This window comes from Exiguobacterium sp. ZOR0005, from assembly GCF_000798975.1.
GTDB classification, from domain to species: Bacteria; Bacillota; Bacilli; order Exiguobacteriales; family Exiguobacteriaceae; genus Exiguobacterium; species Exiguobacterium aurantiacum.
This window is the reverse complement of sequence record NZ_JTLB01000031.1, coordinates 79081-102364: the sequence shown is the minus strand read 5'-3', so window position 1 is coordinate 102364 and position 23284 is coordinate 79081. Positions and strand designations below refer to the sequence as shown.

Annotated in this window: 22 protein-coding genes, 1 pseudogene and 1 riboswitch; of the genes and pseudogenes, 19 read left to right on the top strand and 4 right to left on the bottom strand. The window is 53.3% G+C overall.

Annotation, left to right across the window (positions count from 1 at the left end):
• From L971_RS15200 to L971_RS13445, 3 genes and pseudogenes are all read left to right on the top strand, one after another.
• Positions 1–204, top strand: a pseudogene (locus L971_RS15200) (carbon starvation protein A); the annotation flags it as partial.
• A gap of 92 nt (positions 205–296) precedes the next feature.
• Positions 297–968, top strand: a complete 672-nt coding sequence (locus L971_RS13450) for a hemolysin III family protein (protein ID WP_047376292.1) — start codon at positions 297–299, stop codon at positions 966–968.
• A gap of 157 nt (positions 969–1125) precedes the next feature.
• Complete coding sequence (locus L971_RS13445) at positions 1126–2043, top strand: proline dehydrogenase family protein (RefSeq protein WP_024372298.1); 918 nt, start codon at positions 1126–1128, stop codon at positions 2041–2043.
• 15 nt (positions 2044–2058) lie between these two features.
• Here L971_RS13445 and L971_RS13440 read toward each other — a convergent pair whose 3' ends face one another.
• The 3 genes from L971_RS13440 to L971_RS13430 all read right to left on the bottom strand — a co-directional run bounded on the left by L971_RS13440 (position 2059) and on the right by L971_RS13430 (position 4310).
• Positions 2059–2631: a YcxB family protein gene (locus tag L971_RS13440; RefSeq protein WP_047376290.1), complete on the bottom strand. Its 573-nt coding sequence runs from the start codon at positions 2629–2631 to the stop codon at positions 2059–2061.
• 94 nt (positions 2632–2725) lie between these two features.
• Positions 2726–3283, bottom strand: coding sequence for a YcxB family protein (locus tag L971_RS13435; RefSeq protein WP_047376287.1), 558 nt, complete (start codon positions 3281–3283; stop codon positions 2726–2728).
• 124 nt (positions 3284–3407) lie between these two features.
• Positions 3408–4310, bottom strand: coding sequence for an SDR family oxidoreductase (locus tag L971_RS13430; protein ID WP_024372295.1), 903 nt, complete (start codon positions 4308–4310; stop codon positions 3408–3410).
• A 213-nt stretch (positions 4311–4523) separates the two neighbouring features.
• Here L971_RS13430 and L971_RS13425 point away from each other — a divergent pair, with 213 nt between their 5' ends.
• The 6 genes from L971_RS13425 (at position 4524) to gcvH (ending at position 11570) form a co-directional block, all read left to right on the top strand.
• Positions 4524–6935, top strand: a complete 2412-nt coding sequence (locus tag L971_RS13425) for a 3-hydroxyacyl-CoA dehydrogenase/enoyl-CoA hydratase family protein (protein WP_047376284.1) — start codon at positions 4524–4526, stop codon at positions 6933–6935.
• A gap of 19 nt (positions 6936–6954) precedes the next feature.
• The gene (locus L971_RS13420) at positions 6955–8127 is read left to right on the top strand and encodes an acetyl-CoA C-acetyltransferase (protein ID WP_024372293.1); all 1173 of its coding nucleotides are present in this window, start codon (positions 6955–6957) and stop codon (positions 8125–8127) included.
• A 13-nt stretch (positions 8128–8140) separates the two neighbouring features.
• A complete protein-coding gene (locus L971_RS13415; protein ID WP_024372292.1) occupies positions 8141–9925 on the top strand; it encodes an acyl-CoA dehydrogenase family protein in 1785 nt (594 codons plus the stop codon).
• An 85-nt stretch (positions 9926–10010) separates the two neighbouring features.
• Entirely contained in the window at positions 10011–10739 is a 729-nt protein-coding gene (locus tag L971_RS13410; RefSeq protein ID WP_047376281.1) for a hypothetical protein, read from the top strand.
• 45 nt (positions 10740–10784) lie between these two features.
• Positions 10785–11138: an arsenate reductase family protein gene (locus L971_RS13405; protein ID WP_024372290.1), complete on the top strand. Its 354-nt coding sequence runs from the start codon at positions 10785–10787 to the stop codon at positions 11136–11138.
• 48 nt (positions 11139–11186) lie between these two features.
• Positions 11187–11570 carry a glycine cleavage system protein GcvH gene (gene gcvH, locus L971_RS13400; RefSeq protein ID WP_024372289.1) on the top strand — a complete coding sequence of 128 codons (384 nt, stop codon included), beginning with the start codon at positions 11187–11189 and terminating at the stop codon, positions 11568–11570.
• A gap of 42 nt (positions 11571–11612) precedes the next feature.
• On the opposite strand, the gene L971_RS13395 is transcribed toward gcvH, so the two are convergent.
• Entirely contained in the window at positions 11613–12665 is a 1053-nt protein-coding gene (locus L971_RS13395) for a PTS transporter subunit IIC (RefSeq protein WP_024372288.1), read from the bottom strand.
• Positions 12666–12849: 184 nt separating this feature from the next.
• Between L971_RS13395 and L971_RS13390 the strand changes: the two genes are divergently transcribed.
• The 10 genes from L971_RS13390 to sufB all read left to right on the top strand — a co-directional run bounded on the left by L971_RS13390 (position 12850) and on the right by sufB (position 22881).
• Positions 12850–13107, top strand: coding sequence for a thioredoxin family protein (locus L971_RS13390; protein WP_047376278.1), 258 nt, complete (start codon positions 12850–12852; stop codon positions 13105–13107).
• Positions 13108–13561: 454 nt separating this feature from the next.
• Positions 13562–13667, top strand: a riboswitch (SAM riboswitch).
• Positions 13668–13745: 78 nt separating this feature from the next.
• On the top strand, positions 13746–14774 hold the full coding sequence (locus tag L971_RS13385) for a methionine ABC transporter ATP-binding protein (RefSeq protein WP_047376276.1): 1029 nt from the start codon (positions 13746–13748) through the stop codon (positions 14772–14774).
• Positions 14764–15426: a methionine ABC transporter permease gene (locus tag L971_RS13380; RefSeq protein ID WP_029334631.1), complete on the top strand. Its 663-nt coding sequence runs from the start codon at positions 14764–14766 to the stop codon at positions 15424–15426. Before L971_RS13385 ends, L971_RS13380 begins: the two co-directional genes overlap by 11 nt.
• A 31-nt stretch (positions 15427–15457) precedes the next feature.
• The gene (locus tag L971_RS13375; protein ID WP_029334632.1) at positions 15458–16288 is read left to right on the top strand and encodes a MetQ/NlpA family ABC transporter substrate-binding protein; all 831 of its coding nucleotides are present in this window, start codon (positions 15458–15460) and stop codon (positions 16286–16288) included.
• A gap of 100 nt (positions 16289–16388) precedes the next feature.
• Positions 16389–17603: an MFS transporter gene (locus tag L971_RS13370; protein WP_047376274.1), complete on the top strand. Its 1215-nt coding sequence runs from the start codon at positions 16389–16391 to the stop codon at positions 17601–17603.
• 172 nt (positions 17604–17775) lie between these two features.
• On the top strand, positions 17776–18537 hold the full coding sequence (sufC, locus tag L971_RS13365) for a Fe-S cluster assembly ATPase SufC (RefSeq protein ID WP_152545883.1): 762 nt from the start codon (positions 17776–17778) through the stop codon (positions 18535–18537).
• A gap of 12 nt (positions 18538–18549) precedes the next feature.
• Positions 18550–19818, top strand: a complete 1269-nt coding sequence (sufD, locus tag L971_RS13360) for a Fe-S cluster assembly protein SufD (protein WP_047376262.1) — start codon at positions 18550–18552, stop codon at positions 19816–19818.
• 1 nt (position 19819) lies between these two features.
• On the top strand, positions 19820–21040 hold the full coding sequence (locus L971_RS13355) for a cysteine desulfurase (RefSeq protein WP_047376260.1): 1221 nt from the start codon (positions 19820–19822) through the stop codon (positions 21038–21040).
• Positions 21030–21464: a Fe-S cluster assembly sulfur transfer protein SufU gene (sufU, locus tag L971_RS13350; protein WP_047376258.1), complete on the top strand. Its 435-nt coding sequence runs from the start codon at positions 21030–21032 to the stop codon at positions 21462–21464. The genes L971_RS13355 and sufU overlap by 11 nt, the downstream gene beginning before the upstream one ends.
• A gap of 19 nt (positions 21465–21483) precedes the next feature.
• Complete coding sequence (sufB, locus tag L971_RS13345; RefSeq protein ID WP_024372278.1) at positions 21484–22881, top strand: Fe-S cluster assembly protein SufB; 1398 nt, start codon at positions 21484–21486, stop codon at positions 22879–22881.
• Positions 22882–23284 lie beyond the last annotated feature (403 nt).

Sequence of the window (23284 nt, the reverse complement as noted above, 5' to 3'; positions counted from 1 at the left end):
GCGCTCGTCCCGGGCACGTTCATGCTGTACGCGGTCTGGTTCTACATCCTGACGGCGCCGATCGGCTTCAAGATGGACGGACCGATCCCGTACGTCATCGCCACGATCGGGACCATCACGCTGCTCGTCCTGTTCCACGTGCGCGCCCGTTCGATGCGGGCCCAGAACATGGAATGTGACGTTCCAGTGAAAGAAGTCGCGTAACAAATCGACATGGGTCCTCGCGACCCATGTTTTTGTTTGCAACGAAATCGGGAAATGACCATACTAGAGGAATACAGAAAGGTGGGACCCGAATGGAACAAGAGAAGTTAAAAGAGATGCTCCATACCGATACGCTCGGGGAAGAGATCGCGAGCGCCGTCACGCACGGTCTCGGGGTCATCTTCAGTATCGTCGCGCTCGTCTTGCTCGTCATGAGTGCGACCGAGACGGGGAGCACATGGAACGTCATCGCGGTGAGCGTCTTCGGGGTGTCGATGATTTTGCTGTACCTCTTCTCGACCCTCATGCATGCGATTCCGCACCCGCGGGCGAAGCGTGTACTCCAAGTGTTCGACCATGCAGGCATTTACTTACTCATCGCCGGGAGCTACACGCCGTTCGCGCTCGTCTCGCTCCAAGGCAGACTCGGTTGGACGCTCTTCGGCATCGTCTGGGGTGTCGCCATTCTTGGCATCATCTGGAAGCTGTTCTCGACGGGGAAGTACATGTGGGTGTCGAACGTGACGTATCTTGGGCTCGGCTGGATTTGCATCATCGCAATCCGTCCGCTCTATGAGTCGCTCGGGCATACCGGGTTCATGTTGCTCCTCGCCGGCGGGATCGCCTATTCGGTCGGGATCGTGTTCTACGTGTGGCAGAAGTTACCGTTCAACCATGCGATTTGGCATTTGTTCGTCCTTGCCGGAAGTGTGTTCATTTTCCTCAGTATTTTGCTCTATGTCGCACCGACGACACACCTATGAACCGGACGTCCGAGAGGGCGTCCGTTTTTTTGAAAAGTTGGGTAATAAACTGCTGCAAACGGTTACAAAAATACAGACGAATTGATGTTTGTATGTCATAATAATTTCAGACATCGTCATAGAGATAGATGGGTGTAAACGTAAGGGGGAAAAGCAGATGGAAAAAGTGTTGCGCGATGGATTTATTTACATGTCTCAAAACAAAACACTCAACAGTTTGGCTAAAAAATACGGGCTTCGGTTCGGGGCTTCGCGCTTTGTGGCGGGGGAAGATTTCAAGACGTCGGTACCGACGATTCGCGAATTGAACGCGAAAGGGTTATCGGTCACGGTCGACCATTTAGGGGAGTTCATTACGACTGTAGAGGAAGCGACAGAGAATCGTGACGAGATCATTCGGGCGATCGAGATCATGGCAGAAGAGAATCTCGACGCGTACATGTCACTCAAGTTGACGTCACTCGGATTTGATATTTCAGACGAATTGATTGAAGACAACATGCGTCAAATTTTGACGACCGCACAACGTGTCGGTGTCTTCGTCGCCATCGACATGGAAGACGAGTCACGTTGCGAGAAGACGCTCGATTTGTTCAAGAAGTTGAAAACGGACTTCGAGGGCCTCGGGACGGTCATCCAATCGTACTTGTACCGCTCAGAAGACGACATCAATCATCTCGCATCGCTCAAGCCGAACCTTCGCATCGTCAAAGGGGCGTATAAAGAGCCGGCGACGGTCGCCTTCCCAGAGAAAGAAGACGTCGACCACAACTATTTGAAGCTCGTCAAACTCCATCTTGCGAACGGGAACTACGCCTCGATCGCGACTCATGACGACCACATGATCGATGCCATCATCGAGCACGTGAAACTGAACGACATCCCGCTCGACCAGTTCGAGTTCCAAATGCTGTACGGCATCCGTGTCGAGCGTCAACTCGAGCTCGTCCGCCAAGGTTATAAAGTCCGTGTCTACGTGCCATACGGCCGCGACTGGTACGGCTACTTCATGCGCCGCCTCGCGGAACGTCCGGCGAACGTGGCGTTCGTGTTAAAAGGAATGGTCAAGAAATGAAACAAGCACACAAGTTCATCTGGAACTTGTGTGCTTTTCTGTATTTATATGTTTTTCGAGTATCCGATCGATTTCACTTTGTTCGACTTCCGTAATTCCGTCTCTTGCCTTAGGAATGATTAATGCCTCATCTTCTTCGAAATAGAGGAAACGATGTGTCTCATCCTCGTTCACTTTGAAAATAGATGTCCAAGGGATTTGCGTCGTTCGACTGACTTTACCACGAACGACATGCATCTCGACATGGGTATCATCAAGGTGGAGCGTGATGTCTTTTGGCCAAACGTTATGTTTTTTTAGTTGCTGCCGAGCTATCCAAATGGCGAATGGGCCGTGCAAATCCTTTAGGAGTGGCCTGAGTAACAGCGTGAACAAAATCCCGACACCTACTGGGAGTAAATAAAATAAAACAGGAGACTCGGGGCGAGGTAACACAAAGGCCGTAAGCACATAGCCAAGAGCGAACGTAGGGATCATCATAATGAACAGCCATAGTTTGCGATTTCGTTCATATAGGTTTGAATGGTGACTCAAATCATTATGAAATGATAGAAAATCTTCAAGTGTCATTTTATATGTGGTGACCATTTGCTACTCCTTTCTGAGTTAAGTCATAGTCGTGCTCATCCATTGCCTTCCATACAGACGTAGAATCACGTCGAACTCTTGATGCAATAGGTGATTAGAATGAGATGCTCAAATGTTTTTCCAACAAGTCGTTGATTTTAGTTTGTTCAGTCTCACTTAGCGTGTTGTTTTGCTTCGGGACAATAACCGCTTCCCTTACTTCAAAGTATAAATAATAGTTTGTCTCGTCTTCGCTCACACGTTCGATTGCTTCCCATGCGACTTGAATCCGTTTATTTACGTGGTTATGAAGGGAGTTGACCTCGAGTCCGAACTCATTAAAATACAATGTGACGTCACGTGGCCATTTCGTATTTTGTTTCAGCATATAGCGAAATTGCCAAAGCGTCATGTTTTGGTACATTTTTTTAGAGAAGCGAAGTTGGAGAAGCACCGACAATACACTAGCACCGACGGCGAGTGCGAGAATGAGCGGGGCAGAAGAAATCGTTCGAGGCAACAAAATGATGACGAGTGCAAACCCGAGATAAGCTGCAAGGAGCGAAAGTATGGCCGTGTAAAATCTAGAAAATCTTTTATGGTAAGGCGAAGTTCCGATGAAATTCTTTTGAAAAGCGAAAAAATCATCTTGTGTCAATTGGTAATGAATCATCCACCACTGGCTCCTTCCTTCCGTCTGAATGACGGGGTTAATGTCTGCAGACAACGCTAACATAGTATGGGTTAATTTCCCAACAAAAAGGCCCAGTGACTGAACACTGGGCCTTTTGACAAGATTATCCGTTCACGACCGTCCCGCCGTTGACGTGCATGACCTGCCCACTGACGTATGTCGAGTCGTCGCTTGCGAGATAGACATACGCCGGGGCGAGTTCTGCCGGTTGACCTGGACGTTTCATCTCGGCCGAGTCACCGAACGAGGCGACTTTCTCCGCCGGGAACGTCGCCGGGATGAGCGGCGTCCAAATCGGACCTGGTGCGACACCGTTGACGCGAATCTTCTTCTCTGCCAAGTTTTTGGCGAGCGAGCGCGTGAACGATGTGATCGCGCCTTTCGTCGACGAGTAGTCGATCAATTGGTCGTTACCCTCATACGCCGTGATCGACGTCGTGTTGATGATGCTTGCCCCTTCGTTCAAGTACGGGAGGGCGGCCTTCGTCAAATAGAACATGCTGAAGATATTCGTCCGGAACGTCTGCTCGAGTTGCTCGTCCGAGATGTCGAGGAGCGACTCTTGCGGATGTTGCTCGGCAGCGTTATTGACGAGGATGTCCAAATGACCGAACGTCTCGAGCGTTTGTTTGACGACGTCTTGGCAGAAATTTGAATCGCCGATGTCCCCTTGGAGCAAGAGACACGCCTGACCAAGTTCTTCGATGCGTTCTTTCGTCGCCTCGGCGTCCTCGAGCTCGTTTTGATCCTTATAGACGATGACCGACTTCGCGCCTTCATGGGCGAAGAAGATGGCGACTGATTTTCCGATGCCTGAGTCGCCACCCGTGATGATAGCGACTTTGTCTTTCAATTTATCGCTTCCTTTATATCCTTCACGCTCATAGATGGGGAACGGCTCCATCTTCGAGTCGATGCCCGGTTGATGGGCTTGCTCTTGGCCGTCCTTCTTGAACGCTTCAAAGTCTTTTCGACTTCCGACTGTGTTTAAACGATTGTCACTCATGTGTACATTCCCCTTTCTAAAATTGACTCTTTGTGTCTATACCACTCGTCTCAATAATTAATCATTAATTCGTGAAATGGAATGAATTTGAAAAATGCGGGCTTGCGAATGAATGTTCATTCATTTATGATAGAAGAGTAAACACGATGGTGATTGCGATTTTTTTTACGCGTGAAATGAATCACTATTCATTCTCATTGAGGGGGGAACAATATGACGAGTCACATCGAACAATCAGCCGACCTCCGTTTGACGAGCAATATCCGTTTTGCGGTCGTCATCGGTTCAGGAGTAATGGGGGCGGGGATTGCGGCTCACTTGGCGAACGCGGGGATTCGTTCGCTCATGCTCGACATCGTACCGCGGGAATTGACGGCAAAAGAAGAAGCGAAAGGGCTCACACTCGAGTCACCGGAAGTACGCAATCGCATCGCTTCAGAAAACCGTCAAAAGTTGTTAAAGCAAAACCCGGCACCGCTCGCGACACCGGAGCACTTGAACTTTATCGACGTCGGTAATTTAGAAGACGATCTCGAGCGCTTGAAAGAAGCCGACTGGGTCATCGAAGTCGTCGTCGAACGGCTCGACGTGAAACAACAGCTGTTCGAAAAGATCGCACCTTACATCCGTGAAGACGCGATTCTCAGCTCGAACACGTCCGGTATCTCAATCGAGGCGATGGCGAGCGTCCTCCCGGAAGGATTGCAACACCGTTTCCTCGGGACGCACTTCTTCAACCCGCCGCGCTATTTGAAGCTGCTCGAACTGATTCCGACGGAGAAGACGGCCCGTCCGGTCATCGATTTCATGGCTCGTTTCGCGGAGGACCGTCTCGGCAAAGGCGTCGTTGAAGCGAAAGACACGCCGAACTTCATCGGCAACCGCATCGGCACGTATGGCCTTCTCGTCACGTTCGAAGAGATGCTCAAGCAGAACGCCTCAATCGGTGAGATGGACTCGATCACCGGTCCGCTCATCGGACGACCGAAATCAGCGACGTTCCGCACGCTCGACGTCGTCGGGATCGACACGTTCGTCCACGTCGCCGGAAACGTCTTCGAGACGCTCGAGGCGGGCGAGGAGAAAGACACGTTCGACGTACCGGCCGAGATGAAGACGCTCGTCGAAAAAGGCTGGGTCGGACAAAAGGCCGGCCAAGGCTTCTATAAGAAAGACGGGAAAATCATCCAGGAACTCAATCTCCAAACGTTCGAATACGAACAATTGAAAGCGATTACAGGTCCGGAACTCGACCAAATCAAGTCGCTCCCGGGCTCGAAAGCGAAGTTGAAAGGCGCCGTCTTGAACAAGGGACGCATCGGGCAGCTGCTCTGGCCAATCACAGCGAAGACGCTCGCCTACTCGGCACGTCTCACGGGCGAGATCAGTGACTCGATCGTCGCCATCGATGACGCCATGAAATGGGGCTTCGGCTGGAAATTCGGGCCGTTCGAGACGTGGGACGCGCTTGGGCTTGAAAAATCAGCGGCGCGAATGAAGCAAGAAGGGTACGACGTCCCGGCGTGGATCGATGAGATGCTCGCTGCCGGACATACTTCCTTCTATAAAGGTGACCAGTATTACGACAAAGCGTCGCAGACGTACGTCGAGAAGACCGTCAACCCGAAAGAGCTGAAACTCGCACCGCTCGCCAAGTCGAACGGAATCGTGCTTGAGAACGGCGGGGCCCGCCTCATCGATATCGGCGACGATGTCGTCGCCCTCGAGTTCACATCACCGAACAATGCGATCGGCGTCGATATCATGCAGATGATCGAGCAATCGATCGACCGCGTCGAGACAGACTTCAAAGGACTCGTCCTCGCCAACGACGGCAAAAACTTCTGCGTCGGCGCTAACCTCGCGATGATGCTCATGGAAGCGGAAGACGAGAACTGGTACGAACTCGACTGGATCATCAACAAGTTCCAACAAGTCGTGCAGAAGATTCGCTACGCAGGTCGCCCGGTCGTCGTCGCACCGTACGGTATGACGCTCGGCGGCGGCACAGAGATCAGCTTGCCGGCAGCCCGCATGCAGACGGCGCTCGAGACGTACATGGGTCTCGTTGAAGTCGGGGTCGGACTTATCCCGGGCGGAGGCGGAAACGTCAACACGTATCGTCGTTTCTTGGAGCAGACGCCGCAATCGATGCAAAACATCGAGAAGGCAGCGCAACAGACGTTCCAGAACATCGCGATGGCGAAAGTGTCGAAGTCGGCGTACGATGCGAAGACACTCGGTTATCACCGTGCGGTCGACGGCATCTCGATGAACCGCGACCACTTGACGTTCGATGCGAAACAGACGGTGCTCGGACTAGCCGACGGCTACACGGCACCGGTACGTGAGAAGTTACCGGTCGTCGGTCAGACGGGGAAAGCGACGCTCGAACTTGCGGCGTACGAGATGTTCTACGGTGGCTACATTTCAGAGCATGACTTGAAGATCGCGAAGAAACTCGCCCACGTCATCAGCGGCGGCGATTTGGCGTACGGCACGATGGTCGACGAGCAATACTTCCTCGACATCGAGCGCGAGGCGTTCTTAAGCCTCATCGGAGAACCAAAATCGCAGCAACGGATGCAACATATGCTCGTCAAAGGCAAGCCACTTCGGAACTGATAAAAGGGGGATTTCACAGATGAGGGAAGCAGTCATCGTGGCCGGCGCACGGACGCCGGTCGGAAAAGCAAAACGGGGATCGTTCCGAAACGTTCGCTCGGACGAACTTGCCGGACATGCGATTAAAGCGACGCTCGAACGGGCCGGCTACAACGGCCCAATCGATGACGTCATTATGGGATGTGCGATGCCGGAAGCAGAGCAAGGGATGAACATCGCCCGTTATGCGGCCGTTCGCGGCGGATTGTCCCACGAAGTACCAGCCATCACGATCAACCGCTACTGTTCGTCGGGCTTACAAGCAATCGCCGACGCGGCTGCGAAAATCATGATCGGCCAAGCGACGGCGGTCATCGCCGGCGGCATGGAATCGATGAGCCTCGTGCCGATGGGCGGGCACGTCATCCGTCCGAACCCGACAATTATGGAGACGGCACCTGAGTACTACATGAGCATGGGCCATACGGCAGAACGAGTCGCGGCCGAGTACAACATCTCGCGGGAAGACCAAGACCGGTTCGCCATCGACAGCCATCAAAAAGCGGCGGCCGCGATCGCCGGCGGCAAATTCGAAGAAGAGATCGTCCCGGTGACGGTCATCGAGCACGTGCTCGGAGAAGACGGCAAAGTCGCGGAACGTGAAGTCGTCGTCAAACACGACGAAGGCGTCCGCGCCGACTCGACCGTCGAAGCGCTCGGCAAGCTGCGCCCGGCGTTCAAAATCAAAGGCTCGGTGACAGCGGGGAACGCGTCGCAAGTATCAGACGGAGCTGCGGCCGTGCTCGTCATGGAGCGGGAAGAAGCCGAACGCCAAGGCTTGAAGCCGATGGCGAAGTTCCTCTCGTTCGCCGTCGGTGGGGTTCGTCCGGAAGTGATGGGGATCGGTCCCGTCGTCGCCATCCCGAAAGCGCTCGAGATGGCCGGCGTGAAGCTCGAAGAAGTCGGATTGTTCGAATTGAACGAGGCGTTCGCGAGCCAATCGCTCGGTGTCATCCGTGAACTCGGGATCGACCCGTCGAAAGTGAACGTGAACGGCGGCGCCATCGCCCTCGGGCACCCGCTCGGTTGTACGGGCGCGAAACTCGCGGTCTCGATCTTGCATGAGATGAAACGACGCAATGAAAAGTATGGGGTTGTGACGATGTGCATCGGTGGCGGAATGGGCGCTGCTGGCGTCTTCGAATTACTATAAGGGGGAATTGACTATGGAACGGACAGAACACGAATTGATTAAAGGCGGTAGCTTCGTCATCGACGCACTCGACGCGGATCGTCTCTTCACACCGGAAGACTTCTCGGATGAGCATAAGATGATCGGTGACACGACGGCGAGCTTCGTCGACGACCGTGTCATGCCGGTGCTCGGACGCATCGAGAAACACGAGTTCGATCTTTCGGTCGAATTGTTGAAAGAAGCGGGCGAGCTCGGTCTCCTCGGTGCGGACGTGCCGGAAGAGTACGGCGGCTACCAGCTCGACAAGATCTCATCATCGATTATCACCGAACGGTTCGCCAAAGCCCGTTCGTTCGCACTCAGCTATGGCGCGCACGTCGGGATCGGGACGCTTCCAATCGTCTTCTTCGGAACAGAAGAGCAAAAGCATAAGTACTTGCCGAAGCTCGCGACCGGTGAATGGATCGCGGCGTACGCGCTCACAGAGCCAGGCTCAGGGTCGGACGCGCTCGGTGCGAAATCGACGGCCGTCTTGAACGAGGCCGGCACGCATTACGTGTTGAACGGTGAAAAGCAATGGATCACGAACGCTGGTTTCGCGAACGTCTTCGTCGTCTACGCGAAAATCGACGGCGATAAGTTCAGCGCCTTCATCGTCGAGCGTGACTTCAAAGGTGTCTCGACAGGTGCCGAAGAACAGAAGATGGGTATCAAAGGGTCATCGACACGGACGCTCATTTTAGAAGACGTTGAAGTCCCAGTCGACAACCTCCTCGGAGAAATCGGTAAAGGACACGTCATCGCCTTCAACATCTTGAACGTCGGTCGTTACAAACTCGCCGTCGGCGCGGTCGGTTCATCGAAACGCGCGTTCGATCTCTCGGTCCAGTATGCGAACGAACGCAAACAGTTCAAGACGCCGATCAGTCAGTTCCCGCTCATCCAAGAAAAATTAGCGACGATGGCGGCGAACATTTACGCGATGGAGAGCTCGGTGTACCGCACGGGCGGTCTGTTCCAAGACAGCCTCGACGCCCTCGGCGACGACAACATGCGTGACGGCTCGAAAGTCGCCCAAGCGATCGCCGAGTACGCGATCGAGTGCTCGCTCAACAAAGTGTTCGCCTCGGAGACGTTCGACTACGTCGTCGACGAAGCGGTCCAAATCCACGGCGGTTACGGCTTCATGACCGAGTACGAGGTCGAAAACTTGTACCGTGACTCGCGCATCAACCGCATCTTCGAAGGAACGAACGAGATCAACCGGTTGATCGTGCCGGGCACGCTTCTGAAGAAAGCGATGAAAGGCGACTTGCCGCTCCTCGCGGAAGCGCAAAAACTTCAAAAAGAGCTCATGAGCTACATGCCGCAAGAACTTGACGGTTCTCCGCTCGCTCGTGAGAAGATGCTTCTATCGAACATGAAGAAAATCAACTTGATGGTCGCCGGCACGGCGGTCCAGAAATATCAGCAAAACCTGCAGAACGAGCAAGAGATTCTCGCGAAGCTCGCCGACATCATCAGCGCCATCTATGCGCTCGAGGCGGCGATCGCCCGGACGGACAAAGCGATCGGCCGTACCGGTGAAGAGAAGAACGCCCAAAAAGTCCGCTACACGGAAATCTTCGCCGAGCAAGTGTTCAAGCAAGTCGAACTCATGGCGAAAGAAGTGTTGTACGCGGCGGCATCAGGCGACGAGCAACGTATGCTTCTCTCAGCGATGAAGAAGTTCAGCCGCTATCAGCCGATCAATGTCATCGGCACGAAGCGCGAAGTCGCAGCGAGCTTGATCAAAGCGAACAAGTTCATCGTATAAGAAGAGAGAAAGGGTCGGCCGGACGCGGTCGGCTCTTTCTTTTTTGTGACAGGACCTCGTACAATGGATGAAGGAGGGGATATGGATGAAACGAGATGACTTGCTAGAACGGATGGATGCGATTGGCCGTTCCGTGGCAGAGTATGAGGGCACGCTCATGCTCCTTGCACTCGGCTCGGTCGGCCTCGAGACGGACCGGCTCGACGACTATTCGGACCTCGACTTCTTTTTAATTGTTGAGGACGGTCAGAAGGCCCGGTTTATCGACCAGTTAGATTGGCTCGAGGTCGAGCCGCTTGCCTACCAGTTCCAGAACACGAAAGACGGACATAAGGTCATGTATGCGGACGGGATTTATGCCGAGTTCGCTGTGTTCGACTTGCCTGAGATGCCTTCTATCGCTTACACACCGGGGCGAATCGTCTGGAAACGTGACGACGCGCTCGAAGCGTTTGCTACGCCAAAAATCATCGCACAGGCTGCTGGCGCCGCTTATTGCTATGAAGAGGCGCTGACGAACCTATATGTCGGCCTGCTCCGCGAGCGGCGGGGTGAGCGGCTCGCAGGATTCGAGCTCATCCAAGTATCGGCCGTCAACAACGTGTTGAAAGCACACGGGGAGACGAGTGACCCGTTCAATCCGACCCGGCGCGTCGAAGTTCAACATCCGGAGATGATTGCGTTTCTCGAGCAAGGGGTACTTGGATATGGACGTTCCGTCGAGGCGGCTGCCGCCATCCTCGCCTACATCGAAGAACGCCACCCCGTCAACGCGACGCTGAAACGGGAAATCGAACGTTTGCTTCGGACGTGATACCGAGAAACGAGATATGCTACATTAACAGAAGAGGTGATGAACATGGTGACAATATACGGCTATCCGCCGTGCAGCACGTGCAAGAAGGCAGAGAAATGGTTAAAGGAGAACGGCATCGACTATACATACGTCCATATCGTCGAGGCGACGCCGGCGAAAGAAGAGTTGGCCGAACTGTGGAAGCAGTCAGGCCTGCCGCTCAAAAAGTTCTTCAACACGAGCGGGCAAGTGTATCGGAATGAAGGCATAAAAGACAAACTGCCAAACTTGTCAGAAGACGAACAACTCGACCTCCTCGCTAGCAATGGTATGCTTTTAAAGCGTCCGATCGTGACGGACGGGGAAAAATCGACGGTCGGTTTTTCAGAAAAGTCGTTTACAGACGTTTGGGGCTAAGTGCTATAATACACGTGTGAGTCTAATTTATTTGAGGGGGAAGTTAGGATGAGCAAAGTACCTGCCAATTTACGTTATTCAAAAGAACACGAATGGGTTGAAGTGAACGGAAGCGTGGCCCGCATCGGGATCACAGATTTCGCACAAAGCGAACTCGGGGACATCGTGTTCGTCGAACTTCCTGAAATCGGGGGCACGATCCTAATCGATGAGCCGTTCGGATCGGTCGAGTCGGTCAAGACGGTCTCAGAGCTTTACGCACCAATCTCTGGGAAAATCACAGCGGTGAACGAATCACTCGCCGATTCACCAGAACTCGTCAACGAAGCACCGTTCGAAGGCGCTTGGATGATTGAAGTCGAATTGAATGACGCATCAGACGTCGACAAGCTCATGTCGGCCGAAGAATATGAAGCGATGATTCAAGGCTAAACAAAACCCGGTTTCTCTTCACGAGAAGCCGGGTTTTATCGTTCATTCGAAATCGAGGCGGTAATGTTCCGGGCGGATGAGCGGCGTCCGGTTGAACAATTTGAAGAAGAAGACACCGAGCGCGATCGGGATGAGACCGAACAAGACGATGACGAGCAAGACGTTGAAGAGCGCGAAGCCGCCTGGCATCAAATGAAGCGCATTGATCGGTCCGATGAGCCCCGAGACACCGAACCCGGCACTGATCGGGGTGCCTTCAATGCGGAGGATACCGGCGAGCGCTCCGAGGATGGCCGCGTTCGCGAGCACCGGCAGCATCATGATGGGACGACGGATGAAGTTCGCCATCTGGATTTTCGGTGACCCGAGGAAGTGGGCGATCGACGTGCCGGTCGCATTCATCTGCCATCCGGCGATGGCGAGCCCGAAACCGGCTGCGACGACACCGAGGTTGGCTGCGCCGGCCGCGACGCCGGATAGACTGATCGCCGTCGCGATCCCGACCGTCGAGATCGGGGAGACGATGATGAGTGAGAACGCCATCGCGATCAAGATACCCATGACGACCGGCTGGAGTTCGGTCATCGTCATGATAATCGTCCCGACGTACGTCGTGATCTGTGAGATGTACGTGAGCAGGAACGAGCCGATGCCTCCGGCGACGACGATGACCGTCATCGGCAAGACGAGTACCGTGTATGTCTTCAAGCGCGGTGCCAGCTGCATGACGAGATACGTCGCAAGCGCTGCCGTGACACCGGCTGTGATGACGTCACCGATACCAGCCATGAGGAAGGCTCCCTCTTCGATGCGGATGGCGCCGCTGCCGACGTGTGTCGCGATCCCGATCGTTCCGGCCTCGAGCGCCGTGCGTCCGAACTGCATGGCGACGGCGACACCGATGATGACGGGGAGGAGGCGCATCGCGATCGTCGTCGCGTCTAAGATGAACTGGAGCGACGGAAAATACGGCAAGATGGCTTTCGTCAATTCACCGAGCAATGCGCTCGGAATGAGGGCGATCAAAATGGCAAGGCTGAGTCCGTTCAATACGTTCATCAAGAACTGTTTTCCGGTAAGTCGTTCTTCCGTCATGTCTTCTTCACCTATCCTTCTCTTTTACTGTTATGTACAAAAGCATTAAAGTTATTGACCATACTATGCCTCTTTCGGGTGCACGTCAACCAGAAAAATGGAAGTATTCAGAATTTTTTCAAAACGAGCACAACTTTTGAATGTCTGGCCGAAGCTTTTTATAATCAGTAGAGAGGTGAGAAAAATGATTACAGACGGATTGTTATATATATACGCCCCGATGTGTGGAACATGCGCCGTGGCCGAGCGGATGCTCGCGGTCGTCGAGGCGGTCGACCCGACACTCGAGATTGAAAAGCACGATGCCAACTTTATCCCGAACGAGTTAGAAGCGTACCAAGTGAAGAGTATACCGGCGCTGTTGAAGCTTGAAGACGGCCAAGTCCGAGACCGATTGTACGCGTTTCAAAACGTGCAGCACGTCCTATCTTTCGTCAAGTAAGATGGGAACATTAGAATAATCTGAAAATTTTAAATAATCAGTTGACACAGAAAGTTCACGAATGGTATATTCATTACAACATCTTACTTGAACACAAAAATAGGACGCGATTTACTCGCGATCAAGACGTTCTCACATCGCCGAACCACTCGCTTACGCGATTTTAAGTGGACCTTCCCTTCGATTGTCCCCCAAAAAAATCAAGCGAAGGAATACCGACCGCGTAACCGTTCGGTACATGTGAGGATCGGGTGATCGACGAGCGAAATCCCCCATATTAAGGATGAATGCTCTGATCGGGCAAAAGGGGTTCATCTATGGGTTGTCCTTCCTGTGACTCAAGGTGCTACGTTCTGTGTCGTCTTCGGACGGCACCTTTTTTTATTTTTTCGCATAAAATAGTTTGACATGAAAATAATGTGTCGCTATGATAAAGCTAATCGAATAAACAACACTCTTATCAAGAGAGGCTGAGGGACTGGCCCTATGACGCCCAGCAACCGCGGAGCAATCCGAAATGGTGCTAATTCCAGCAAGGTGAGAACCTTGGAAGATGAGAGCAATCGTTGTCCGTACCGATAAAGTACGCACGTTTGCTCAAACGTGCGTACTTTTTTTGTTGTCAGGAGGGAAAGGGATTGATTCAACTACGCAATGTGGCCAAATGGTTCGACACGAAGAACGGTCGAGTCCAGGCGGTCGATGATGTGTCGCTTACAATCGAAAGCGGCGAAATTTTTGGAATAATCGGATATTCAGGGGCAGGGAAGTCGACGCTCATTCGACTCCTCAACCGTCTCGAGTCGCCATCGAGCGGCTCGATCGAGGTGGCAGGGAGCGAACTGACGAAGCTGAGCCCGAAAGAGTTACGCGGGGTACGTAAAAACGTCTCGATGGTGTTTCAGCACTTCAATCTTCTCTGGTCGCGCACGGTCGCTGAGAACATCAGCTTCCCGCTCGAGCTGATTGGTGTACCGGCGAGCGAGCGCAAGCGCCGCGTCGAAGAACTCGTCGATCTCGTCGGATTGACGGGACGAGAAGACAGCTATCCGTCCCAACTGTCGGGCGGTCAAAAGCAGCGAGTCGGGATTGCCCGTGCGCTCGCTACGAATCCAGAAGTGCTCCTCTGCGATGAAGCGACGAGCGCGCTCGACCCGAAGACGACTGACTCGATTCTCGAGTTGCTCGTCAGCATCAACAAGAAACTCGGACTGACGATCGTGCTCATCACGCACGAGATGCACGTCATCCAAAAGATTTGTCACCGTGTCGCCGTCATGGAAGCGGGGAAAGTCGTCGAGATCGGTCAAGTCGCCGACGTGTTCCAACACCCGGAACAACCGATCACGAAAGAGTTCGTCAAACAGATCGGCGCCGTCGACGACATGTCGCTCACGTTCGAACATTTGAAGGCGCGCTATCCGAGCGGTCAAATCGTCAAGCTGAAGTTCTTGAACGAGACGGCCGAACAACCGATTCTCTCAGACGTCTTGAAGACGCACGATATCGGGTTCAACATCATCGGCGGGAACGTGACGCAGTCGCAAGTCGGCGCGCTCGGGACGCTATTTATTCAACTGATCGGAGAGCCGGCTGAAGTCGAGCGGGCCATCGCCTCAATCCGATCGCAGGCAGTGGAAGTGGAGGTGGAGAACGATGTTTCCTAACGTAGACTGGGAGATCATGCTCGAAGAGACGTGGCAGACGATTTATATGACGCTCGTCGCCGGTGGCGCGACGTTCGCCTTCGGTCTCGCACTCGGGATGATCCTTTATGTGACGAACGAGCCGCTCATGATGAAGAATCGGACGATTTACACGGTCGTCAGTGCGTTCGTCAACGTCTTCCGCTCGATCCCGTTCATTATTTTGATCATCTTGCTCATCCCGTTCACGAAGATCGTCGTCGGGACGATCCTCGGTTCGACGGCGGCGCTCCCGGCGCTCATTATCGGGGCAGCCCCGTTCTATGCCCGGATGGTCGAACTCGCACTTCGTGAGATCGACCGCGGTGTCATCGAGGCGGCCGAATCGATGGGTGCGACGAAATGGCAAATCATCTATAAAGTGTTGTTCCCTGAGGCACTCCCGGCCATCGTGTCGGGGATCACGGTCACACTCGTCGCGATCGTCGGTTATACGGCGATGGCAGGTGTCGTCGGCGGGGGAGGCCTCGGTAACTTGGCGTTCCTTGACGGGTTCCAGCGTTCGCGGAACGACGTGACGTTCGTCGCGACCGTCCTCATCTTAGTCATCGTCTTCGTCATCCAGTTCATCGGAGACCGACTCGTCACAAGAATTGATAAGCGTTCAGCTTAATCACATAAAAAAACATTTGGAGGGTTCACACATGAAATCATGGAAAACAGTACTCGGTTTAACGGCAGCATCAGCACTCACCATTCTCGCGGCTTGCGGCGGGGATTCAGAATCAGGCGCAGGCGACGACAAGACGCTCGTCATCGGTGCATCGAACGTCCCGCACGCGGAGATTTTGGAGCACGTCAAAGATGAATACGAAGCAAAAGGCTACAAGCTTGAAATCACGAAGTTCCAAGACTACGTCCTCCCGAACAAGACGCTCGCGGACGGCGAGTTGGACGCGAACTACTTCCAACACGAGCCATACCTCGAGTCACAAATGGCTGAAAACAAAGACTACAAATTCGCTTCAGCCGGAGGCGTCCACATCGAGCCGATCGGTGTCTACTCACAAGACTACGCCTCACTCGATGAGCTTCCGGACGGTGCGGAGATCATCATGAGCTCATCGGTCGCTGACCACGGCCGGATCCTCACGATGCTCCAATCAGAAGGCTTGATCACGCTCGCTGAAGGCAAGACGGTCGAAGCGACGGTTGCCGATATCGTCGACAACCCGAAAAACTTGACGTTCAAGACGAACGTCGAGGCGGCCCTCCTCCCGCAGGCGTACAACAACGGAGAAGGCGACGCCGTTCTCATCAACACGAACTACGCGATTGATGCCGGACTCAACCCGCTTGAAGACGCGATCGCACTCGAAGGCGAAGATTCACCGTACGTCAACTTGATCGTCACACGTGAAGGTGACGAAGATGACGAGCGCGTCAAAGCACTCCTTGAGGTTCTCACGTCAGAAGAGACACAGCAGTGGATCTTAGAGGAATACAAAGGTGCCGTCGTACCGGTCAACCAATAATCACGCTAGGCCCGGGCCATCCCGGGCCTTTTTTGTTTGTCGTAGTGTTCTTTCATAAAGAGAAGTACACTATTTATATGTAAGAAAAGGGGGGATTCGGATGAACATGAGACAGATTCATCCGCTGACGCTAGGCGTCTTGTTCGGTACGTTCTTTGCTCGGCTGTCGACGTTTTTCGTCATGCCGTTTTTTGCGATTTATCTCGCGACGCTCGGTTTCTCGGCGAGCGTCATCGGGACGGTGTTCGCCGTCTCAGCCATGTCCGGTCTATTTATGAGTTTTTTCGGCGGGACGCTGTCGGACCGGCACGGGCGCAAACAGCTCATGCTCATCGGCATCGGGTTGAACGCGCTCACGTTCACGGGCTTCGCGCTCGCGACCGAACTCGTCTGGTTTTACGTGTTCTCCGTCTTGATGGGGGTATCGCGCTCGTTCCTTGAACCGGCATCCCGGGCACTCATCAGCGATACGACGAAACCGGAGCAACGCGTCATCGTCTACAACGTACGCTATTTTCTCATCAATATCGCCGCCGCGATCGGACCGTTGCTCGCGGTCGTCTTATCGCTCACCGGGGCGAAGAGCGCGTTCTTCGTCGTGACCGGTGTGTACGTGTTTTATGGACTCGTCATCTCAGGATTGTTTAAAAAGTATCCGTTTGAAGAAAGCGACGGCATCAAAGTACGGCCGCGCTTGACCGAGACGTTCCGTGTCTTGAAAGAAGACAAGACGTTCCGCTTCGTCATCATCGGCATGATTTTCGCCATCATCGGCTACAGTCAGTTCAATTCGACGTTGCCGCAGTTCATCGCGTTCCATGACGGCTTCAGTGACGGGTCGCGCCTGTTTGCGTATTTGTTGACAGTCAACGCGATCACCGTACTCGTCGTTCAGTATCCGATTATGAAGTTCGGCATTCGCGTCTCGCCGATCAAGTCGCTCTTTTTCGGGGTCGCGACGTTGTCGATCGGGCTGTTGTTGATCGGGTTTGCGACTGAGACGTGGGTGCTCTTCGTCGCGATGGTCATCTTCACGATCGGGGAAGTACTCATGTTCACGATGACGGACGTATTGACCGACGAGCTCGCGCCGGAACATTTGCGGGGGACGTATTTCGGGGCGATGGGATTGACCGCGCTCGGCCAGTCGGTCGGACCGATCATCGGCGGGTTGCTGCTTGATGGGTTTAATAATGCCGGGTTGCCTGTTTTTTCAATTTTATCCATCGTGACGGCGTTCGGAGCCTTCTTCTTTATGGGGGCGTTCACGGAACGAAAGGCGAGTTTGGCGTTGATTGAGGAAAAAGCTGGGTAATATCTTGATTTCTCAATATTCTCATTCTCAACATTTATGTTTTTATTGAGAATGAAGAATAAGGTGAGTCGCTTGAAATAAAAAATTGCCTAGATTAAGATTAGAATATATCTAATCTACGCCAATAAGGCGAGAAAACGGAAGGGGTATCCGAATGTCTAACGTACCACACATGAAAATTGATGACCTCCGCGTCTCAATCGAAGGAAAAGAGATCGTCAAAGGTCTGAATCTTGAAATTAAAGGTGGCGAAATTCACGCCATCATGGGTCCAAACGGAACGGGTAAATCAACACTCGCATCTGCACTTATGGGTCACCCATTGTATGAAGTAACAGGCGGAAGCGTCGATTTGAACGGCGAAGACGTCCTTGAGATGGAAGTCGACGAGCGCGCGCAGGCGGGAATGTTCCTCGCGATGCAATATCCTGCTGAAATCAGCGGTGTCACGAACGCCGACTTCTTGCGTTCAGCGATCAACTCGCGCCGTGAAGAAGGTCAAGAAATCTCGCTCATGAAGTTCATCCGTGAACTCGATGCGAAGATGGACGTTCTCGAAATCCCTTCAGAGATGGCACACCGCTATTTGAACGAAGGTTTCTCAGGTGGAGAAAAGAAACGTAACGAGATTCTTCAAATGATGATGATCAAACCGAACATCGCCATCCTTGATGAGATCGACTCAGGTCTTGACATCGATGCACTCAAAGTCGTCGCAACAGGCGTCAACGAGATGCGCTCAGAAGAGTTCGGCTGCTTGATTATCACGCACTATCAGCGTCTCCTCAACTATATCGAGCCGGACTTCGTCCACATCATGATGGACGGAAAAATCGTCATGTCTGGCGGCAAAGAGCTCGCACAGCGACTCGAGGCAGAAGGTTACGACTGGGTGAAACAAGATCTCGGAATGACAGTAGACACAGAAGCGTAAGGAGGCTGTACGATGACCGTACAATTTGAATTGGATGCACAAGCATTGTCGGCACGTGCAGAGGCGCTCGGAGGACCAGCATGGTTGGTCAACCGTCGTAAAGAAGCAGCAGAACTTGCGCCGACTCTCGCCTTGCCTAAAGTTGAAAAGATCAAGATCGATAAATGGGATTTCACGAGCGGAGACGTTGAACTGTCGAAGCTTGACGGACTCACGCCTGAAATCGAGGCACTCCTTGGAGATCACCGTACGAACGTGCTCGTTGAACGCAACGGTCATGTCGTTTATAACGAACTCCAATTGCCAGAAGGTGTCCTCTTCATGGGCATCCAACAAGCGATGGATCAACATCCGGAACTCGTTGAGAAGTATTTCATGACAGAAGGCGTACGTGTCGATGAAGAACGTCTATCGGCGCTTAACGCGGCCTTGATGAACGGCGGCGCTTTCTTGTACGTCCCAAAAAACGTCCAAGTGAAAGACCCGCTCCAGGCAATCTTCACGATGGAACAAGCGAACAGCACACTTTATCACCACACGATCATCGTCGCAGACGAAGGCAGTGAAGTGACATATATCGAGAGTTTCCTCTCGAACACGAACGAGCCGCACACGGTGAACGCCGTGACAGAAGTGTTCGTTGGTGCGAACGCGAAAGTCGTCTTCGGTGGCGTGGATCAGCTCGCTGAATCTGCCCTCACGTTCATGAACCGTCGCGGTGTCGTGTACGAGAACGCGCGCCTTGACTGGGCGCTCGGTCACATGAACGACGGCAACTCGGTCGTCGAGACGAAGACTCATCTCGTCGGCGACAACACGTTCTCGGACACGAAAGCCGTCACGATCGGTCGTGGCGCACAGAAACAAAACTTCAACATCCGGACGGACCATTTCGGTAAGTCGTCAGAAGGATTCATCTTGATTCACGGTGTCCAAAAAGATTCGGCGACAGCCATCTTCAGCGGGACGTCGATGATTCACCACGGGGCTTCGAAGTCGAACGGTGTTCAGACAGAGCGCGTCTTGATGCTCTCTGAAAAAGCACGCGGTGACGCGAACCCGATCCTCCTCATCGACGAAGACGATGTCATGGCCGGTCACGCCGCTTCAGTCGGTCGTGTCGACGACATTCAGCTCTATTACTTGATGAGCCGTGGTCTTTCGCGCCAAGAAGCGGAACGTTTGATCATTCACGGATTCTTGAACCCGGTCGTCGAGCAACTCGCGATCGAGTCGGTCAAAGACCGTCTCCGTGAAGTCATCGAAGGGAAAGTGCGTTAAGATGATTGATGCCTCGATTCGTAAACAATTTCCGATTTTAGATCAGGAAATCAACGGTCATCCGCTCGTCTATCTCGACAGTGCGGCGAGCTCGCAAAAACCGCTGGCTGTCATCGAGGCGATCGAGGAGTATTATCGCCGCAACCACTCGAACGTGCACCGTGGCGTCCATACGCTCGGAACGCAGGCGACAGATGCGTATGAAGGGGCGCGTGAGCGCGTCCGTTCGTTCATTAATGCCGCTGCCGTCGAAGAGATCATCTTCACGCGCGGGACGACGACGGCGATCAACCTCGTGGCGTCAAGCTACGGGGACGCTAACGTCAGCGCAGGAGACGAAATCGTCCTCACGCCGATGGAACACCACGCGAACCTCATTCCGTGGCAACAGCTCGCCAAACGTAAAGGGGCCACGCTCCGTTACGTTGAGTTGACGCCGGACGGTCGCGTCACGCTCGACGCGGTCCGCGCCGTCTTGTCGGACCGGACAAAAATCGTCGCCATGAGCCACGTCTCGAACGTGCTCGGTACGATCAACCCGATTCAAGAAATCGCGACGCTCGCCCACGAAAAGGGTGCCGTCATGGTCGTCGATGCGGCGCAAAGCGCACCGCACCGTAAACTTGACGTGCAAGCGCTCGATTGTGACTTCCTCGCCTTCTCAGGCCATAAGATGCTCGGTCCGACCGGGATCGGCGTCTTATATGGGAAGAAAGCGCTCTTGAAAAAAATGGAGCCGGTCGAGTTCGGGGGCGAGATGATCGACTATGTCGACTTATATGAGTCGACGTGGAAAGACATCCCGTACCGTTTCGAAGCTGGGACACCGATCATTGCCGGAGCCGTCGGTCTCGCTGCTGCCATCGACTTTTTAGAAGACCTCGGTCTTGAGAACGTCGAGGCGCACGAACGGGCACTCGCGTCGTACGCCATCGAACAGATGAAGACGATTGAAGGCATTGAGATTTTCGGACCGGAAGAGCGCGTCGGGCTCGTCACGTTCAACTTGAACGACGTCCACGCCCACGACCTTGCGACCGTTTTGGACATGCAAGGCATCGCCGTTCGGGCCGGCCATCATTGCGCTCAGCCGCTCATGCGTCTCCTGAAGCAATCATCGACAGCCCGGGCGAGCTTCTACTTGTACAATACGCGAGAAGAAGTCGACCGCTTCATCGAAGGGCTGCGTCAAACGAAGGAGTATTTCAACTATGAGTTTTAACAACCTAGACATGTTGTACCGACAGGTCATCATGGATCACTATAAAAACCCAAGAAACCGTGGCGTCATCGAAGATGGCGTGACGGTGGACTTGAACAACCCGACATGTGGGGATTCGCTCCGGCTCCAACTTCAAGTCGAAGACGGAATCGTGAAAGACGTCAAGTTCGAAGGTGAAGGCTGCTCGATCAGTCTCGCCTCGGCGTCGATGATGACTCAAATCGTGAAGGGGAAATCTGTAGACGAGGCACTTCAATTGGCGACGATCTTCTCGGAGATGGTCCAAGGAAAAGACTACGATACAGACACGTTCGACCTAGGCGACATTGAAGCGTTGTCTGGCGTCTCAAAGTTTCCGGCTCGCATCAAGTGCGCCACGCTCGCGTGGAAAGCGCTTGAAAAGGGAGTCGACGAGGAAGCGTAAGTAGAAGGAGGAGACCGATATGGCGAAAAACATGCCTGACATTGGCGATTATAAATATGGCTTCCATGACCGAGACATCTCGATTTTCCGTTCAGGCCGCGGCTTGACGAATGAAATCGTAGAAACGATCTCGAACATGAAAGAAGAACCGGCTTGGATGCTCGAGTTCCGCTTGAAATCACTCGAACAGTTCCGCAAAATGCCGATGCCGACGTGGGGTGGCGATTTGTCTGCCCTTGATTTCGATGAGATTACGTACTACGTCAAACCGTCTGAAAAGACGGAGCACTCGTGGGACGAAGTACCAGAAGAAATCAAACGTACGTTTGACAAGCTCGGGATTCCAGAAGCAGAACAAAAATACTTGGCAGGTGTCTCGGCTCAGTACGAGTCAGAGGTCGTCTACCACAGCATGCAAGAAGACTTTGAAGCGAAAGGTGTCATCTTCAAAGATACGGACACGGCGCTCAAAGAAGACGAAGCGCTTTTCCGTGAGTACTTCGGCAAGTTGATCCCGCCGACGGACAACAAGTTCGCCGCGCTCAACTCGGCCGTATGGTCAGGTGGCTCGTTCATCTACGTACCAAAAGGCGTCAAACTCGAGCAACCGCTCCAAGCGTATTTCCGCATCAACTCGGAAAACATGGGGCAGTTCGAGCGGACGCTCATCATCGTCGACGAAGGCGCATCGGTTCATTACGTCGAAGGATGTACGGCACCGGTCTACACGACGAACTCGCTCCACTCGGCGGTCGTCGAGATCTTCGTCAACAAAGATGCGTATTGCCGTTACACGACGATCCAAAACTGGGCGAACAACGTCTATAACTTGGTCACAAAACGTGCCATCTGTGAAGCGGGCGCGTCGATGGAATGGATCGATGGCAACATCGGTTCGAAATTGACGATGAAATACCCGGCCGTCATCTTAAAAGGTGAAGGTTCACGCGGAATGACGCTCTCGATAGCCCTCGGCGGTAAAGGGCAGCACCAAGATGCCGGCGCGAAGATGATTCACCTCGCACCGAACACGTCGTCGTCGATCGTCTCGAAGTCGATCTCGAAACAAGGCGGAAAAGTATCGTATCGCGGAATCGTCCACTTCGGACGTAAAGCGAAAGGTGCCCGCTCGAACATCGAGTGTGACACGCTCATCATGGACAACGAGTCGACATCGGACACGATTCCGTACAACGAGATCTTGAACGACCAGGTGTCACTTGAGCACGAAGCGAAAGTCTCAAAAGTGTCAGAAGAGCAACTCTTCTACCTCATGAGCCGTGGAATCTCGGAAGAAGAAGCGACGGAAATGATCGTCATGGGCTTCATCGAGCCGTTCACGAAAGAATTACCGATGGAATATGCCGTCGAAATGAACCGTCTCATCAAGTTCGAGATGGAAGGTTCGATCGGATAATTGATCAACGTAACCAGCGAAGCTTAGCTTCGCTGGTTTTTTTGTATAATCAAATAAGGAGGGGTTTCATATGAAGCGATTTCAGTTAGAGACCAAAACGTTAGCGGCATTCATGCATGACATTCATGTGCGGTGTCCGCAATGTGAGCAACGTGCAGACATTGTAATGAATGAGACGTTACGTCTCAGTTGTCTAGCTTGCGGGCTTGTGCGCACATACACGGGTATAGGATTCAGGATGGGTGGGGGCGCGTTCGATCCTTTCTTTAGGTTACCGCTTTATTTGCAGACAAATTGCTGTGGTCACGTCCTTTGGGCTTACAACCGAGACCATCTTGCTTATATGAGAGCGTACGTGGAAGCGGATATTCGGACGAGTGACGGGGAGAACAGCAGTATCGAG